The 13,807-nt window shown below is 68.5% G+C and carries 19 protein-coding genes; 18 read left to right on the top strand and 1 reads right to left on the bottom strand.

The window, feature by feature from the left end; genetic code table 11:
- Positions 1–12 precede the first annotated feature (12 nt).
- The 12 genes from rplN to KZ813_RS05035 all read left to right on the top strand — a co-directional run bounded on the left by rplN (position 13) and on the right by KZ813_RS05035 (position 6,816).
- Positions 13–381, top strand: a complete 369-nt coding sequence (gene rplN, locus KZ813_RS05090; RefSeq protein WP_022687056.1) for a 50S ribosomal protein L14 — start codon at positions 13–15, stop codon at positions 379–381.
- Positions 381–698, top strand: a complete 318-nt coding sequence (rplX, locus tag KZ813_RS05085; RefSeq protein ID WP_219753897.1) for a 50S ribosomal protein L24 — start codon at positions 381–383, stop codon at positions 696–698. Before rplN ends, rplX begins: the two co-directional genes overlap by 1 nt.
- Positions 691–1,290 carry a 50S ribosomal protein L5 gene (gene rplE, locus KZ813_RS05080; RefSeq protein WP_219753896.1) on the top strand — a complete coding sequence of 200 codons (600 nt, stop codon included), beginning with the start codon at positions 691–693 and terminating at the stop codon, positions 1,288–1,290. Before rplX ends, rplE begins: the two co-directional genes overlap by 8 nt.
- 35 nt (positions 1,291–1,325) lie before the next feature.
- Positions 1,326–1,631 (top strand): 30S ribosomal protein S14, encoded by a 306-nt coding sequence (rpsN, locus tag KZ813_RS05075; protein WP_132909146.1) that lies wholly within the window; start codon positions 1,326–1,328, stop codon positions 1,629–1,631.
- Between the two features lie 9 nt (positions 1,632–1,640).
- Positions 1,641–2,051, top strand: a complete 411-nt coding sequence (rpsH, locus tag KZ813_RS05070) for a 30S ribosomal protein S8 (protein ID WP_132909147.1) — start codon at positions 1,641–1,643, stop codon at positions 2,049–2,051.
- A complete protein-coding gene (rplF, locus tag KZ813_RS05065; RefSeq protein WP_219753895.1) occupies positions 2,051–2,584 on the top strand; it encodes a 50S ribosomal protein L6 in 534 nt (177 codons plus the stop codon). Before rpsH ends, rplF begins: the two co-directional genes overlap by 1 nt.
- On the top strand, positions 2,581–2,931 hold the full coding sequence (gene rplR / locus KZ813_RS05060; protein WP_219753894.1) for a 50S ribosomal protein L18: 351 nt from the start codon (positions 2,581–2,583) through the stop codon (positions 2,929–2,931). The genes rplF and rplR overlap by 4 nt, the downstream gene beginning before the upstream one ends.
- A gap of 3 nt (positions 2,932–2,934) precedes the next feature.
- Positions 2,935–3,687 (top strand): 30S ribosomal protein S5, encoded by a 753-nt coding sequence (rpsE, locus tag KZ813_RS05055; protein ID WP_258046442.1) that lies wholly within the window; start codon positions 2,935–2,937, stop codon positions 3,685–3,687.
- Positions 3,688–3,692: 5 nt separating this feature from the next.
- Positions 3,693–3,872, top strand: coding sequence for a 50S ribosomal protein L30 (gene rpmD, locus KZ813_RS05050; RefSeq protein ID WP_132909151.1), 180 nt, complete (start codon positions 3,693–3,695; stop codon positions 3,870–3,872).
- Between the two features lie 95 nt (positions 3,873–3,967).
- Positions 3,968–4,498: a 50S ribosomal protein L15 gene (gene rplO / locus KZ813_RS05045; protein ID WP_219753893.1), complete on the top strand. Its 531-nt coding sequence runs from the start codon at positions 3,968–3,970 to the stop codon at positions 4,496–4,498.
- A gap of 283 nt (positions 4,499–4,781) precedes the next feature.
- The gene (gene secY, locus KZ813_RS05040) at positions 4,782–6,128 is read left to right on the top strand and encodes a preprotein translocase subunit SecY (protein ID WP_219753892.1); all 1,347 of its coding nucleotides are present in this window, start codon (positions 4,782–4,784) and stop codon (positions 6,126–6,128) included.
- 40 nt (positions 6,129–6,168) lie between these two features.
- On the top strand, positions 6,169–6,816 hold the full coding sequence (locus tag KZ813_RS05035) for an adenylate kinase (protein WP_219753891.1): 648 nt from the start codon (positions 6,169–6,171) through the stop codon (positions 6,814–6,816).
- Here KZ813_RS05035 and KZ813_RS05030 read toward each other — a convergent pair.
- Positions 6,779–6,991, bottom strand: coding sequence for a hypothetical protein (locus KZ813_RS05030; protein ID WP_219753890.1), 213 nt, complete (start codon positions 6,989–6,991; stop codon positions 6,779–6,781). The two genes, KZ813_RS05035 and KZ813_RS05030, sit on opposite strands and share 38 nt — an antisense overlap.
- A 548-nt stretch (positions 6,992–7,539) precedes the next feature.
- Here KZ813_RS05030 and KZ813_RS05025 point away from each other — a divergent pair.
- The 6 genes from KZ813_RS05025 to KZ813_RS05000 all read left to right on the top strand — a co-directional run bounded on the left by KZ813_RS05025 (position 7,540) and on the right by KZ813_RS05000 (position 13,411).
- Entirely contained in the window at positions 7,540–7,785 is a 246-nt protein-coding gene (locus KZ813_RS05025) for a hypothetical protein (protein ID WP_219753889.1), read from the top strand.
- 189 nt (positions 7,786–7,974) lie between these two features.
- On the top strand, positions 7,975–8,343 hold the full coding sequence (rpsM, locus tag KZ813_RS05020; protein ID WP_219753888.1) for a 30S ribosomal protein S13: 369 nt from the start codon (positions 7,975–7,977) through the stop codon (positions 8,341–8,343).
- 105 nt (positions 8,344–8,448) lie between these two features.
- Entirely contained in the window at positions 8,449–8,838 is a 390-nt protein-coding gene (gene rpsK, locus KZ813_RS05015; RefSeq protein WP_019516037.1) for a 30S ribosomal protein S11, read from the top strand.
- Between the two features lie 92 nt (positions 8,839–8,930).
- The gene (locus tag KZ813_RS05010) at positions 8,931–9,995 is read left to right on the top strand and encodes a DNA-directed RNA polymerase subunit alpha (RefSeq protein WP_219753887.1); all 1,065 of its coding nucleotides are present in this window, start codon (positions 8,931–8,933) and stop codon (positions 9,993–9,995) included.
- A gap of 218 nt (positions 9,996–10,213) precedes the next feature.
- Positions 10,214–10,636 carry a 50S ribosomal protein L17 gene (rplQ, locus tag KZ813_RS05005; RefSeq protein ID WP_219753886.1) on the top strand — a complete coding sequence of 141 codons (423 nt, stop codon included), beginning with the start codon at positions 10,214–10,216 and terminating at the stop codon, positions 10,634–10,636.
- Positions 10,637–10,753: 117 nt separating this feature from the next.
- Positions 10,754–13,411, top strand: coding sequence for a valine--tRNA ligase (locus KZ813_RS05000; RefSeq protein WP_219753885.1), 2,658 nt, complete (start codon positions 10,754–10,756; stop codon positions 13,409–13,411).
- Positions 13,412–13,807 lie beyond the last annotated feature (396 nt).

Raw genomic sequence — 13,807 nt, 5'->3', positions numbered from 1 at the left:
GGAAGCGGATCGATGATCCAGATGCAGTCCAATCTCGACGTCGCTGACAACAGCGGCGCGAAGCGGGTGCAGTGCATCAAGGTGCTTGGGGGGTCCAAGCGCCGCACGGCCGGCGTCGGCGACATCATCGTCGTCAGCGTCAAGGAAGCGCAGCCGCGGGGCCGCGTGAAGAAGGGCGACGTTCACCGCGCGGTGATCGTGCGCACCGCCAAGGACATCCGCCGCGCCGACGGCTCGGTGATCCGCTTCGACGGCAACGCCGCGGTGCTGGTCAACAAGAACGAGGAGCCGATCGGCACCCGTATCTTCGGCCCGGTCGTGCGCGAGCTGCGCGGCAAGAAGCACATGAAGATCATCAGCCTCGCGCCGGAGGTGCTGTGATGGCGGCCGCGAAGATCAGGAAGGGCGATCAGGTCATCGTCCTGTCCGGCAAGGACAAGGGCAAGACCGGCACGGTCACCCAGTCGATGCCGAAGGATAGCAAGGTGATCGTCGGCGGCGTCAACGTCGCCACCCGTCACCGCAAGCCGACGCAGGCGAACCCGCAGGGCGGGCTCGAGCGCATCGAGGCGCCGCTGCACGTGTCGAAGGTGGCGCATGTCACCGCCGACGGCAAGCCGACCCGAGTCCGCTTCGAGACGCAGGACGGCAAGAAGGTCCGCGTCGCCGTCAAGACGGGGGAGAAGATCGATGGCTGATGCCTACAAGCCCCGCATGAAGGCGATCTACGAGGATCGCATCGTCGCGGCGATGACCGAGAAGTTCGGTTACAAGAACGTCAACGAGATCCCGCGGATCGACAAGATCGTGCTCAACATGGGCGTCGGCGAGGCGACCCAGGACAAGAAGCGCGTCGACCAGGCCGCTTCGGAGATGGAGCTGATCGCGGGTCAGAAGCCCGTCGTCACCAAGGCGAAGAAGTCGATCGCGCAGTTCAAGCTGCGCGAGGGCATGCCGATCGGCGTGAAGGTCACCCTTCGCCGCGAGCGCATGTACGAGTTCCTCGACCGCTTCATCACCATCGCGCTCCCGCGCGTCCGCGATTTCCGCGGGCTGAACCCGAAGAGCTTCGACGGCCGCGGCAACTATGCCTGCGGCATCAAGGAGCAGATCGTGTTCCCGGAGATCAACTATGACCGCATCGACAAGGTGCGCGGCATGGACGTGATCGTGACCACGACCGCGAAGAGCGACGACGAGGCGCGCGAGCTGCTCCGTCTGTTCGGCTTCCCGTTCCCGCCGGAGTCCACTGGCGAGGAAGAAACGACCGACGCGAAGAAGGCGGCATGACCGCCTCGCTGGTCTGATAAAGAGAGCTTAAGTCCATGGCGAAACTGAGTTCCGTGAACAAGAACGAGCGTCGCAAGAAGCTGGTGGCGCAATATGCGCCCAAGCTGGCGAAGCTTAAGGCAATCGCGAACGACCAGTCGCTCGACGAGACCGAGCGTCTCATCGCGCGGCTGAAGATGGCCGAGCTGCCCCGCAACGCCAACCCGACGCGGATCCGCAACCGCTGCGCGCTGACCGGTCGTCCGCGTGCTTACTACCGCAAGTTCGGGCTTGCCCGTGTGATGCTGCGCGATCTGGCCAACAAGGGCCTGATCCCGGGTCTCACCAAGTCGAGCTGGTAAGGACGTACGATGGCAGTGACCGATCCCCTGGGTGACCTGCTCACCCGCATCCGCAACGGCCAGCGCGCGCGCAAGGACAGCGTGCTGTCGCCCGCGTCGAAGCTGCGCGTCCGCGTGCTCGACGTGCTCCAGCGCGAGGGCTACATCCGCGGCTATTCCGAGGAGGAGCTCGCGCTCGGCAAGGGCGCGTCCACCAAGGGCGTGCGCATCGAGCTCAAGTATTTCGAGGGTCAGCCGGCGATTAAGCATGTCGCGCGCGTCTCGAAGCCGGGCCGTCGCATCTACTCCGGCGCCACCGAGCTGCCGCGCGTGATGAACGGCCTGGGCATCACGATCGTGTCGACGCCGAAGGGCGTTCTGTCGGACGCCGAGGCGCGCGAGCAGAACGTCGGCGGCGAAGTGCTGGCGGAGGTGTTCTGATGAGCCGCATCGGCAAGAAAGCGGTCCCGATCCCGTCGGGTGTCACCGCCACCCGCAACGGCAACGAGCTGTCGGTCAAGGGCCCCAAGGGCACGCTGACCATGCCGCTGTCGGACCTGATCAGCTACGACGTGCAGGGTGACTCGATCGGCGTGCAGCCGGCCAACGAGACCAAGCGCGCGCGCGCTTTCTGGGGCATGCAGCGGACGCTGGTACAGAACCTCGTCACCGGCGTGACCGAGGGCTTCACCAAGAAGCTGCTGATCACCGGCGTGGGCTATCGCGCCGCGGCGCAGGGGCGCAACCTGCGCCTGCAGCTCGGCTACAGCCACGACGTCAACATCGAGGTGCCCGAGGGCATCGAGGTGAAGACGCCGGACGCGACCACCGTCGAGATCAGCGGTGCGGACAAGCAGCGCGTCGGCCAGCTGGCCGCCGAGATCCGCCGCTGGCGTAAGCCCGAGCCGTACAAGGGCAAGGGCATCAAGTACGACGGCGAGTATATCTTCCGTAAGGAAGGGAAGAAGAAGTGACCAAGGGTCTTTCGCTTTTCGACAAGCGGCGTCGCCGCAACCGCACCGCGCTGCGCGCTCGTGCCGGCACGCGTCCGCGCCTGTCGGTCCATCGCTCGGGCAAGCACATCTATGCCCAGGTGATCGACGACGCCGCCGGCCACACCGTGGCCTCGGCCTCGACGCTGGCGGGACATGACGGCAAGACCGCGACCGTCGCGGCCGCGACCGAGGTGGGCAAGCGCGTCGCCGAGGCGGCCAAGGCCGCCGGTGTCACGCAGGTCGTGTTCGACCGCGGCGGCTTCCTCTTTCACGGCCGGGTGAAGGCGCTGGCCGAGGCCGCGCGCGAAGCCGGACTGGAGTTCTAAGACATGGCTGACGAGAACCAGCAGACGCAGGCGCCCGAGGCCGAGGCCAATGCGGCACCGGCGCAGGCCGCCCCGCAGGACAATGGCCCCCCGCGCGGCGCGCGTGGCGGCCGTGGCGGCGGCGGTGGCCGCGGCGGCAACGACCGCGGTGGGCGCGGTGGGCGTGACGGCGGCCGCGGCGGCCGACGCGACGACCGGCGCAACAACGACGACGGCGGCGAGGAGCTGATCGAGAAGCTCGTCCACATCAACCGCGTCTCGAAGACGGTGAAGGGCGGCAAGCGCTTCGGCTTCGCGGCGCTGGTCGTGGTGGGCGACGGCAAGGGCCGCGTCGGCTTCGGTCACGGCAAGGCGCGCGAGGTCCCCGAGGCGATCTCCAAGGCGACCGCCGCGGCCAAGAAGAAGATGGTCCGCGTCCCGCTCAAGGAGGGGCGCACGCTGCACCACGACGGCAACGGCCACTTCGGCGCGGGTCGCGTGACGCTGCGCTCGGCGCCGCAGGGCACCGGCATCATCGCCGGCGGTCCGATGCGCGCGGTGTTCGAGAGCCTCGGCGTCGCCGACGTGGTGACCAAGTCGGTCGGCACCTCGAACCCGTACAACATGATCCGCGCGACCTTCGAGGCGCTGGGCACGCAGACGTCGCCGAAGTCGGTGGCGCAGCGTCGCGGCAAGAAGATCGCCGACCTGCTCGGCCGCGCGCACGGCGCGGACGCGGCGACCGCCGAGGCGGATGCCGCGGCAGTGGTGGAGTGAGCGACATGGCGACGATCAAGGTGAAGCAGACCGGCTCGCCGATCCGGCGGACCAAGGACCAGCGCGCGACGCTCGTCGGCCTGGGCCTCAACAAGATGCACCGCGTCGCGGAGCTGCAGGACAGCCCCGAGGTGCGCGGCATGATCCGCAAGGTGCAGCACATGGTCGAGGTGGTCGAGGGCTGAGCCGCCCCACCTGACTAGTGACAAGACGAGGGAAGGGGGCTAGTCGGCCCCCTTCCTATTTTCCAGCGCGACAGAAGCGAAAGCGAGTGCATATCATGAAGCTCAACGAACTCCGCGACAACGAAGGCGCCCGCCACCGCAAGATCCGTGTCGGCCGCGGCATCGGCTCGGGCAAGGGCAAGACCGCCGGGCGCGGCCAGAAGGGCCAGAAGAGCCGCGAGGGCGTCAGCATCGCCGGCTTCGAGGGCGGCCAGATGCCGCTCCACATGCGGCTGCCGAAGCGCGGCTTCAACAACATCTTCGCCAAGGATTATGCCACGGTGAACCTCGGCGAGATCCAGAAGGCGATCGAGTCGGGCAAGCTGACCGGCACCGACCTGGATCACGCCGCGCTCAAGGCGGCCGGCCTGGCGCGCGGGGGCAAGGACGGCGTCCGCCTGCTCGGCAAGGGCGAGCTGACCACCAAGCTGAACTTCACCGTCGCGGGCGTGTCGGCGTCGGCGCGCGAGGCGGTCGAGAAGCTCGGCGGCTCGGTCACCGTGCCCGAGGTCGTCCCGGCGGCTGACAAGCACAAGGCCAAGCACCGCACCGCCCAGGCCGCGCGCAAGCAGGCGCAGCAGGCGTAAGTCGCCCCCGGCGCGCGGCCTGGGTCGCGCGCCGGTGACCCGCCCGCACCGTCTTACCGAAGCTGTCCCCGGTCTACCGCGCCGCGCATCCTCGATCGAGGGTTGGAGGGCGCGGCGGACGCCGGAACAGGTGCCGATGTGACGGGCAGGGGCTGGAGGGCGCTCGCCTAAATGCCGTGCTTCCGCCGTCCCGGGTTAGACAAGGCGCCTCTTGCGCCTATATGAGCGGCGGGGCGGTACAAACGCATCCCGCCGTTCTTCGTTTCCAGGATACACCGACACGATGGCATCCGCAGCCGACCAGATGGCGCAGAGCATCAGCCTCGCGAAATTCGCCCAGGCGACCGACCTCAAGAAAAGGCTGTGGTTCACGATCGGTGCGCTGATCGTCTTCCGGCTGCTGAGCTACGTGCCGCTGCCCGGGATCGACCCGACCCAGCTCGGCGTGCTCGCCGACCGGATGAAGGGCGGCGTGCTCGACTTCTTCAACACCTTCTCGGGCGGGTCGCTGTCGCGCGCGTCGCTGATCGCGCTCGGCGTGATGCCGTACATCACCGCCTCGATCGTGGTGCAGCTCGCCACCTCGCTCAGCCCGCAGCTCGCCGCGATCAAGAAGGAAGGCGAGTCGGGGCGCAAGAAGCTCAACCAATACACCCGCTACGGCACGGTCGCGCTGACCGCGGTGCAGGGCTATTTCATCGCACGAGGGCTCGAGGCCGGCGGCGCGGTGATCGAGCCGGGCATGGTGTTCCGCGTCGGCGCGGTGATCTCGCTGATCGGCGGCACCATGTTCCTGATGTGGCTGGGCGAGCAGATCACCAGCCGCGGCATCGGCAACGGCGTCTCGCTGATCATCATGGCGGGCATCGTCGCGCATCTGCCGACCACGCTGGTGAACCTGCTCGAGGGCGGGCGCTCGGGCTCGATGAACCCGATCTCGGTGGTGCTGATCGTCGCGGTGGTCGCAGGGCTCATCCTGCTGATCTGTTTCATGGAGCGCGCGCAGCGCCGCATCCTGATCCAATATCCCAAGCGCCAGACGCAGCGCGGCATGCAGGCCGATCGCAGCCATCTGCCGCTCAAGATCAACACCGCGGGCGTGATCCCGCCGATCTTCGCCTCGTCGCTGCTGCTGCTGCCGCTGACGATCACGCAGTTCGCGGGCAACCGCGTCTCGGGCGAGAGCCGCTTCGGCGACATCCTTATCGGGCTGAACCAATATCTCCAGCACGGCTCGCCAGTGTACATGGCGCTCTACGCCGCGGGCATCATCTTCTTCTCCTTCTTCTACACCGCGGTGGTGTTCAACCCGGAGGAGACGGCGGAGAACCTGAAGCGCTACGGCGGCTTCATCCCCGGCATCCGCCCCGGCAAGAACACCGAGAGCTATTTCGACTATGTGCTGACCCGCATCACGGTGATCGGCGCGGCCTATCTGACGTTCATCTGCGTCGTCCCCGAGTATCTGGTGTCGGCGCTGTCGATCCCCTTCTATCTCGGCGGCACCAGCCTGCTGATCGTGGTCAACGTGACGATGGACACGGTCACCCAGATCCAGTCGCACCTGCTGGCGCACCAGTATGGCGACCTGATCAAGAAGGCGAAACTGAAGGGCGCGCGCCGCCGCTGAGCGCGGGGCGCGGGACGACGCGACAGGGAGGCGTTATCTCGTGAACATCATTCTGCTGGGGCCGCCGGGGGCGGGCAAGGGCACCCAGGCGCAGCGGCTCGTCGAGGAGCGCGGCATGGTCCAGCTCTCCACCGGGGACATGCTGCGCGCCGCGGTGAAGGCGGGCACGCCGGTGGGCCTGCAGGCCAAGGCGGTGATGGAGGCGGGCGAGCTCGTCTCCGACGCGATCGTCTCCGCGCTGATCGGCGAGCGGATGGACGCGGGCACCGGCAGCGGTGCGATCTTCGACGGTTATCCGCGCACCGCGGCGCAGGCCGACGCGCTCGACCTGCTGCTGGCCGAGCGCGGTCAGTCGCTCGACCATGTGATCGAGCTAGAGGTCGACGAGGACGCGTTGGTCGAGCGGATCGTGGGGCGTTTCACCTGCGCGGTCTGCGGCACGGGCTATCACGACACGTTCAAGCGGCCGCAGGTCGAGGGCGTGTGTGACGTCTGCGGCGCGAGCGACTTCAAGCGCCGGCCGGACGACAACGAGCAGACGGTGCGGACTCGCATGGCCGAGTATCGCGCCAAGACCGCGCCGATCATCCCGATCTATGAGTCGCGCGGACTCGTTCGCCGCGTCGACGGCATGGCCGAGATCGGCCAGGTCACCGCCGCGATCGAGTCGATCCTCGGCGGTCGCTGAGTCGCGGCGGCGCGGCTGGGCGACGCGCGGCGAGCACGATCGCCGCGCTACCCGCGAGGATCGTCGCCACCATCCCGCCGAGCGCGAGCAGCCCCGCCGGCGTGACCTCCACCGCGGCGCGGGCGCGCAGGTGCGGCGTCTCGATCGAGGCGTAGGCCCGCTGTAGTTCGTCCATGTCGGCCGAACGCACAAGCGCGACGCGAGATGCGGGCGCCGCCCGCCGCGTGGCTCGGCGCGGCGACTGGCACCGATACGGTCGCATTTTCACAGACATGACGGAAAGTTCATGCGGCTGCCACGCTGCGGACGCGGCGACGGGGCTAGAGAGACGTCACGGGCGGCGGTGGTCGTCGCCCGATCGCCGAAGACAATACGAACTCGTCACCTTCTCTCCCGGTGGTGACGAGGCCGGCGGAGGGTTCCCTGTCCTCCGCCGGCTCTTCGCGTCTCTGGCCGATGGGCGCGGCGATCGTCGGTGAGCGCGCCGCCCCATCCGACGCCCAAGCGGCGTCATCCCGAGTTCCGGTCAGGATTCGCTGCACCGCCTACTCGGCCGCCACGGCACCTGCGAACTCGTGGACCCGAGAACGAGGTCGGGACAACGCCGGAGATCGGGCGGGTGCCCGGCCCCCAATCATCGTTCGGAGCCGGAGATCTCGGATCGGGGTCTCACGCGCGCGACGTGACTGGCCGACCGCGTCGCGATGCGCCACACCGGGCCGCATGGACGCCCTGACCCTCTTCGGCCTGTTCGCCGTCACCTTCATGCTCTTGTGCTATATGATGGAAGAGCGGGCGCCGTACTGGACCTTGCTGTTCGCGCTGGGCTGCCTGATGGGCTCGGCGTACGGCTTCCTCCAGGGCGCGTGGCCGTTCGGGCTGGTCGAGCTCGCCTGGTTCGTCGTGGCGCTGCGCAAATGGGCCGCGCTGCGGCGGGCGGCGCGACGCGACTCGGAACCGCTTGCTTGACAGTGCGTTCGCGCCCGCTTATCGGCCCTTCCTTCCAACCTCCCACTCGACGGCGTCGCACTTGTGCGCACGTCGCGTTTCCTGCGTTCGTCGGGGAGCGACTCGGGGCGGGAGCGCGGAAGGCAATGCGTTGAGATGGGATGCGTGCAGCCATGCCGCTTCCCGTGGAGCACAGGAGACATATAGCACATGGCACGTATCGCGGGTGTTAACATCCCGACCAACAAGCGCGTGGTGATCGCGCTGACCTATATCCACGGCATCGGTCCGGCCAAGGCCAAGGAGATCACCGAGAAGCTGAGCATCACGTCGGAGCGGCGCGTGCAGGACCTGACCGATCAGGAAGTCCTGCAGATCCGCGAGGCGATCGATGCCGGCTACACCGTCGAGGGTGACCTTCGTCGCGAGACCGCGATGAACATCAAGCGCCTGATGGACCTCGCCTGCTACCGCGGCCTGCGTCACCGCAAGGGCCTGCCGGTCCGCGGCCAGCGCACGCACACCAACGCGCGCACCCGCAAGGGCAAGGCGAAGCCGATCGCGGGCAAGAAGAAGTAAGAGAATAGTCCGGGCGACTATTCTCGTCTTCTCCTCCGCCGGAGGCAGGTCCGAGGCTGACAGCCTCCCGGCCTCCGTCTTGGAAATACAGGTCAGGAACACCACATGGCTCAGGCACCGCAGCGCATTCGCCGGCGCGAACGCAAGAACATCACCGCGGGCGTCGCTCACGTGAACGCCAGCTTCAACAACACCATGATCACCATCACCGACGCGCAGGGCAATGCCATCAGCTGGTCGTCCGCGGGCATGATGGGCTTCAAGGGCAGCCGCAAGTCGACCCCGTACGCGGCGCAGGTCGCCGCCGAGGACGCGGGCAAGAAGGCCGCCGAGCACGGCGTCCGCACGCTCGAGGTCGAGGTCAAGGGCCCCGGCTCGGGCCGCGAGTCGGCGCTGCGCGCGCTGCAGGCGGTCGGGTTCCAGATCACGTCGATCCGCGACGTGACCTCGATCCCGCACAACGGCGTGCGTCCGTCGAAGCGGCGTCGCGTCTGATCCGATGTTCTTCGCGTGGCCGCTGACGAGCGGCTGCGTCCATTACCCGGTCGGCGCCCGCCAGCGCCGGCCCAACCCCAGGGGACGAGAGCTTGTCTGTCAACGCAAAGAACTGGCAAGAACTGAAGAAGCCCAACCAGCTCGAGAAGAAGAGCGGTGATGGCAAGCGCAAGGCGACCTTCGTCGCCGAGCCGCTGGAGCGCGGCTTCGGGCTGACGCTGGGCAACGCGCTGCGCCGCGTCCTGCTCTCCTCGCTGCAGGGTGCCGCGGTGACCTCGATCAAGATCGAGAACGTGCTGCATGAGTTCAGCTCGCTCGCCGGCGTGCGCGAGGACGTCACCGACATCGTCCTCAACGTCAAGCAGATCGCGATCCGCATGCAGGGCGAGGGGCCGAAGCGCCTCCAGCTCTCCGCGAGCGGGCCGTCCGAGGTGAAGGCGGGCGACATCGCGGTGTCGGGCGACATCGAGGTGATGAACCCCGAGCTGGTGATCTGCCACCTCGACGAGGGCGCGACGCTCAACATGGAGCTCACCGCTGACGTCGGGAAGGGCTATGTCGCCGCGGTCAACAATCGGCCGGCCGACGCGCCGATCGGGCTGATCCCGGTCGACGCGCTCTACTCGCCGGTGCGCCAGGTGTCGTACAAGGTCGACCCGACCCGCGTCGGGCAGGACCTGGATTACGACAAGCTGACGCTGACGATCGAGACCGACGGCACCGTCACCCCCGAGGACGCGGTGGGCTATGCCGGCCGCATCCTGCAGGACCAGCTCGCGCTGTTCGTCCACTTCGACGATTCGTCGGTCACCCGCTCGGCGCCGGTCGGCGTCGCGGCGCCGGCGGCGACGGGGGGCGAGGTCGCCAGCGACACCGCGCAGATCAACCGCTACCTGCTCAAGAAGGTCGACGAGCTCGAACTCTCGGTGCGCTCGGCCAACTGCCTCAAGAACGACAACATCATCTATATCGGTGATCTGGTCGGCAAGACCGAGGCGGAGATGCTGCGGACCCCGAACTTCGGGCGCAAGTCGCTCAACGAGATCAAGGAAGTGCTCTCGTCGATGGGGCTGCGGCTGGGGATGGAGATCCCGGGCTGGCCGCCCGAGAATATCGAGGAAGTCGCCAAGAAGCTCGAGCAGGAGATCATGGGCTGATCCGCACGCGCGTAGCGTGAGCTATGCGCGGGACGGATTGCCCCGGCCGGCGGGTGCCGCAGGCGGCACCCGACCGACGCCGCGGCTTCGCCGCGGTGCCACCCGGTTTCCTATACTATAGAGGCTCCCACGGGAGCGACGTGAACATGGTGGGCTCAAACGTCCCCACCGGGCCCGGGGTACCTCGCACGGCCCCCTGACGAACGAAAGGAAAGACCATGCGTCATAGAGTTGGCGGTCGTAAGCTGCAGCGCACCTCGGCCCATCGCCAGGCGCTGTTCCGCAACATGTCGGCCGCGCTGATCAAGCACGAGCAGATCACCACCACCGTCGCCAAGGCGAAGGAGCTGCGCCCGTACATCGAGAAGCTGATCACGCTCGGCAAGAAGGGCGGCCTCAGCAACCGTCGTCTCGCCCACGCGCGGCTGCTCGACGACGCGCAGCTGGTGAAGCTGTTCGACGTGCTCGCGCCGCGCTACGCGTCGCGCAACGGCGGCTACACCCGCGTGATCAAGGCGGGCATCCGCGCCTCGGACGCGTCGCCGATGGCGATCATCGAGTTCGTCGACCGCGACGTCGCCGCCAAGGGGCAGGATTCGGGCCCGGTGGTGACCGACGAGGACTACGACGTCGCCGCCTGACCCGCGCGCGCCGCGAGGCTGACAGCAGGGCCGTCCCGGGAAGCCGGGGCGGCCCTTCTGCTATGCCGCGGCGGCGCGGTCTTCCCTTTTGGCCCGACGCGGGATAGCCGCCGAGCCATGACCGAGCTCGCCAAGACCTTCGACCCCGCCGCGATCGAGCGCCGCTGGTACACGCACTGGGAAGACAAGGGCCTGTTCCGCCCCGAGCGGCCCTCCGCCGAGCCCTGGACGATCGTCAACCCGCCGCCCAACGTGACGGGCTCGCTCCACATCGGCCACGCGCTCGACAACACGCTGCAGGACATCCTCACGCGCCACGCCCGGCTCAAGGGCAAGGACGCGCTCTGGGTGGTCGGCACCGATCACGCCGGCATCGCCACGCAGATGGTGGTCGAGCGCCAGATGGCGGCCAAGGGCGAGAAGCGCACCGACCTGTCGCGCGAGGACTTCGTCGCGCGGGTGTGGGCGTGGAAGGCGGAGAGCGGCGGCGAGATCACGCGCCAGCTGCGCCGGCTCGGCTGCTCGATGGACTGGGCCAATGAGCGCTTCACCATGGACGAGGGCTTCTCGCGCGCGGTGCTCAAGGTCTTCGTCGAGCTGCACCGGCAGGGGCTGCTCTACCGCGACAAGCGCCTGGTGAACTGGGATCCCGGCCTCGGCACCGCGATCAGCGACCTGGAGGTCGAGACGCGCGAGGTGCGGGGCCATTTCTGGCGGCTGCGCTACCCGCTCGCGGACGGCTCGGGCTCGATCGAGGTGGCGACGACCCGCCCCGAGACGATGCTCGCCGACATGGCGGTGGCGGTGCATCCCGAGGACGCGCGCTACACCGCTTTGGTGGGCCAGCAGGTGCGGCTGCCGATCACGGGCCGGCTGATCCCGATCGTCGCCGACGAGCACGCCGACCCGGCGCTCGGCTCGGGCGCGGTGAAGATCACGCCAGGGCACGACTTCAACGACTTCGAGGTCGGCCGCCGCGCCGGGATCGAGGCGCGCGACATGCTCAACATGCTCGATGCCAAGGCGCGTGTGGTGCAGACCGCGGACGGGCTGATCCCCGCTGAGTTCCTCGACCTGCCCGGCAACGACGCCGGGGCCGAGCAGGATGCTCGGCGGCTGGTGGTGGCGCGGCTCAAGGAGGCGGGCGTGCTGATCCCGCACGTCGACAAGGAGGATGTCGCGCACGACGCCGAGCCGCGCGTGATCCAGACGCCGTTCGGCGACCGCTCGGGCGCGGTGATCGAGCCGTGGCTGACCGACCAATGGTATGTCGACGCCGCGACGCTGGCCAAGCCCGCGATCGAGGCGGTGCGCTCGGGCGCGATCCGGCTGGTGCCCAAGTCGTGGGAGAAGACCTTCTTCAACTGGATGGAGAACATCCAGCCGTGGTGCGTGTCGCGGCAATTGTGGTGGGGCCACCAGATCCCGGCGTGGTTCGACGCGGAAGGGCGCGCTTACGTCGCCGAGACCGAGGCCGAGGCGCAGGCCGAGGCGGGCGCTGGCGTAGCGCTGACGCGCGACCCCGACGTGCTCGACACCTGGTTCTCCAGCGCGCTCTGGCCGTTCGCGACGATGGGCTGGCCCGACGCCGCTGACCGCACGCTAAGCGGCCGCTACCCCAATGACGTGCTCGTCTCGGGCTTCGACATCCTGTTCTTCTGGGACGCGCGGATGATGATGCAGGGCATGCACTTCATGGGCGAGGTACCGTTCCGCACGCTCTACCTGCACGGCCTGGTGCGCGCCGCCGACGGCGCCAAGATGTCCAAGTCCAAGGGCAACACCGTCGACCCGCTCGGGCTGATCGACCGCTACGGCGCCGACGCGCTGCGCTTCTTCATGGCGGCGATGGAGAGCCAGGGGCGCGATATCAAGATGGATGAGAGGCGCGTCGAGGGCTATCGCAACTTCGCCACGAAGCTGTGGAACGCCAGCCGCTTCGCCCAGGCCAACGGGATCGGCGGCTCGACCGCGCTGGAGCCGCCCGTCGCGGCGAATCCCGTGAACAAATGGATCCTCGCCGAGACGGTGGCGACGGTGCAGGCGGTCGACCTCGCGCTCGCCGACTATCGCTTCGACGCCGCCGCCAACGCGATCTACCAGTTCGTGTGGAGCCGCTTCTGCGACTGGTATCTGGAGCTCATCAAGGGACAGGTGGACGAGGAGACCAAGGCGGTCGCGGGCTGGGTGCTCGACCAGATCCTGGTGCTGCTCCACCCCTTCATGCCCTTCATCACCGAGGAACTGTGGCACGCGCTGGCGCCGCGCGCGCACGAGCTGATCGTCGCGCACTGGCCGATGGCGGACGCGCGCGCGCTCGATCCTGCCGCCAAGCAGGAGGTGGAGCGGCTGATCGAGCTGGTCGAGGCAGTGCGCGGGGCGCGCGCCGAGCTCAACGTGCCGCCGGGCGCACGGATCGCGCTCCACACCGGGGCGGGCAGCGTGCCGACCTCGATCGCGCCCTACGTCGAGCGGCTCGCGCGCGTCACGCTGACGCCGGGCGAGGCGAGCGGGGCGCGCGCGCCGATCCTATGGGGGGCGGAGACGTTCTCGCTCGCGCTGGAAGGCGTGATCGACCTGGAGGCGGAGCGCCAGCGGCTGCACAAGTCGCTCGCCGCGGCGGAGAAGGAGCGCGACTCGCTGGCGGGGCGGCTCGGCAACGCCAGCTTCGTCGAGCGCGCCAAGCCCGAGGCGGTGGAGAAGGCGCGCGCCGACCACGCCGAGAAAGCGGCGGACGCGGAGCGCTTCGCGGCGGCGCTGGCGCGACTGGGGTAGGGGGGCGGGGTGGGCAGGCCGCTCCCGCCGTCATCCCCGCGCAGGCGGGGATCCAGACGCGTTGACGTCGCAGCCCTTTCACGGGCGTCAGCGTGTCTGGATCCTTGCCTTCGCAGGGATGACGAGGAGGCGGGTTGTGCCGCATACCGGTAGCTGGTTGGTAAGTCGTCCCCCGTGCTGTCTGTCCTGAAGGCGGCTCTCTCCAAGTCGCACGGCCAATCAGCCTCGTCCGTCCACTCCGCTCCCGCCGCGCCTCCGCCCCACCTTGCATCGCGCGCGCACTTCCTCTAACAGCCGCCGCACGTTCCACCGTTGAACGCGATCGACATGCGCCCATGTGGTGCCCGCTGGCCGGCGAGGTTTCGCCCGCCGGCGCTTTTGCGTTTGGCGGCGGAT

Source organism: Sphingomonas folli (assembly GCF_019429525.1).
Lineage (GTDB): Bacteria > Pseudomonadota > Alphaproteobacteria > Sphingomonadales > Sphingomonadaceae > Sphingomonas > Sphingomonas folii.
Note: the sequence above shows the minus strand (reverse complement) of the source record. Positions and strands in the feature narration are given on the sequence as shown.

Bases quoted from the DNA above. Each gene is read 5' to 3' on its own strand.
- rplX (WP_219753897.1), top strand. From the start codon at position 381: ATGGCGGCCGCGAAGATCAGGAAGGGCGATCAGGTCATCGTCCTGTCC.
- KZ813_RS05000 (WP_219753885.1), top strand. From the start codon at position 10,754: ATGACCGAGCTCGCCAAGACCTTCGACCCCGCCGCGATCGAGCGCCGC.
- rplO (WP_219753893.1), top strand. From the start codon at position 3,968: ATGAAGCTCAACGAACTCCGCGACAACGAAGGCGCCCGCCACCGCAAG.
- rpmD (WP_132909151.1), top strand. From the start codon at position 3,693: ATGGCGACGATCAAGGTGAAGCAGACCGGCTCGCCGATCCGGCGGACC.
- rpsN (WP_132909146.1), top strand. From the start codon at position 1,326: ATGGCGAAACTGAGTTCCGTGAACAAGAACGAGCGTCGCAAGAAGCTG.
- rpsH (WP_132909147.1), top strand. From the start codon at position 1,641: ATGGCAGTGACCGATCCCCTGGGTGACCTGCTCACCCGCATCCGCAAC.
- rpsK (WP_019516037.1), top strand. From the start codon at position 8,449: ATGGCTCAGGCACCGCAGCGCATTCGCCGGCGCGAACGCAAGAACATC.
- secY (WP_219753892.1), top strand. From the start codon at position 4,782: ATGGCATCCGCAGCCGACCAGATGGCGCAGAGCATCAGCCTCGCGAAA.
- rpsM (WP_219753888.1), top strand. From the start codon at position 7,975: ATGGCACGTATCGCGGGTGTTAACATCCCGACCAACAAGCGCGTGGTG.
- KZ813_RS05025 (WP_219753889.1), top strand. From the start codon at position 7,540: ATGGACGCCCTGACCCTCTTCGGCCTGTTCGCCGTCACCTTCATGCTC.
- rplF (WP_219753895.1), top strand. From the start codon at position 2,051: ATGAGCCGCATCGGCAAGAAAGCGGTCCCGATCCCGTCGGGTGTCACC.
- rplE (WP_219753896.1), top strand. From the start codon at position 691: ATGGCTGATGCCTACAAGCCCCGCATGAAGGCGATCTACGAGGATCGC.
- KZ813_RS05030 (WP_219753890.1), bottom strand. From the start codon at position 6,991: ATGGACGAACTACAGCGGGCCTACGCCTCGATCGAGACGCCGCACCTG.
- rpsE (WP_258046442.1), top strand. From the start codon at position 2,935: ATGGCTGACGAGAACCAGCAGACGCAGGCGCCCGAGGCCGAGGCCAAT.
- rplQ (WP_219753886.1), top strand. From the start codon at position 10,214: ATGCGTCATAGAGTTGGCGGTCGTAAGCTGCAGCGCACCTCGGCCCAT.
- rplN (WP_022687056.1), top strand. From the start codon at position 13: ATGATCCAGATGCAGTCCAATCTCGACGTCGCTGACAACAGCGGCGCG.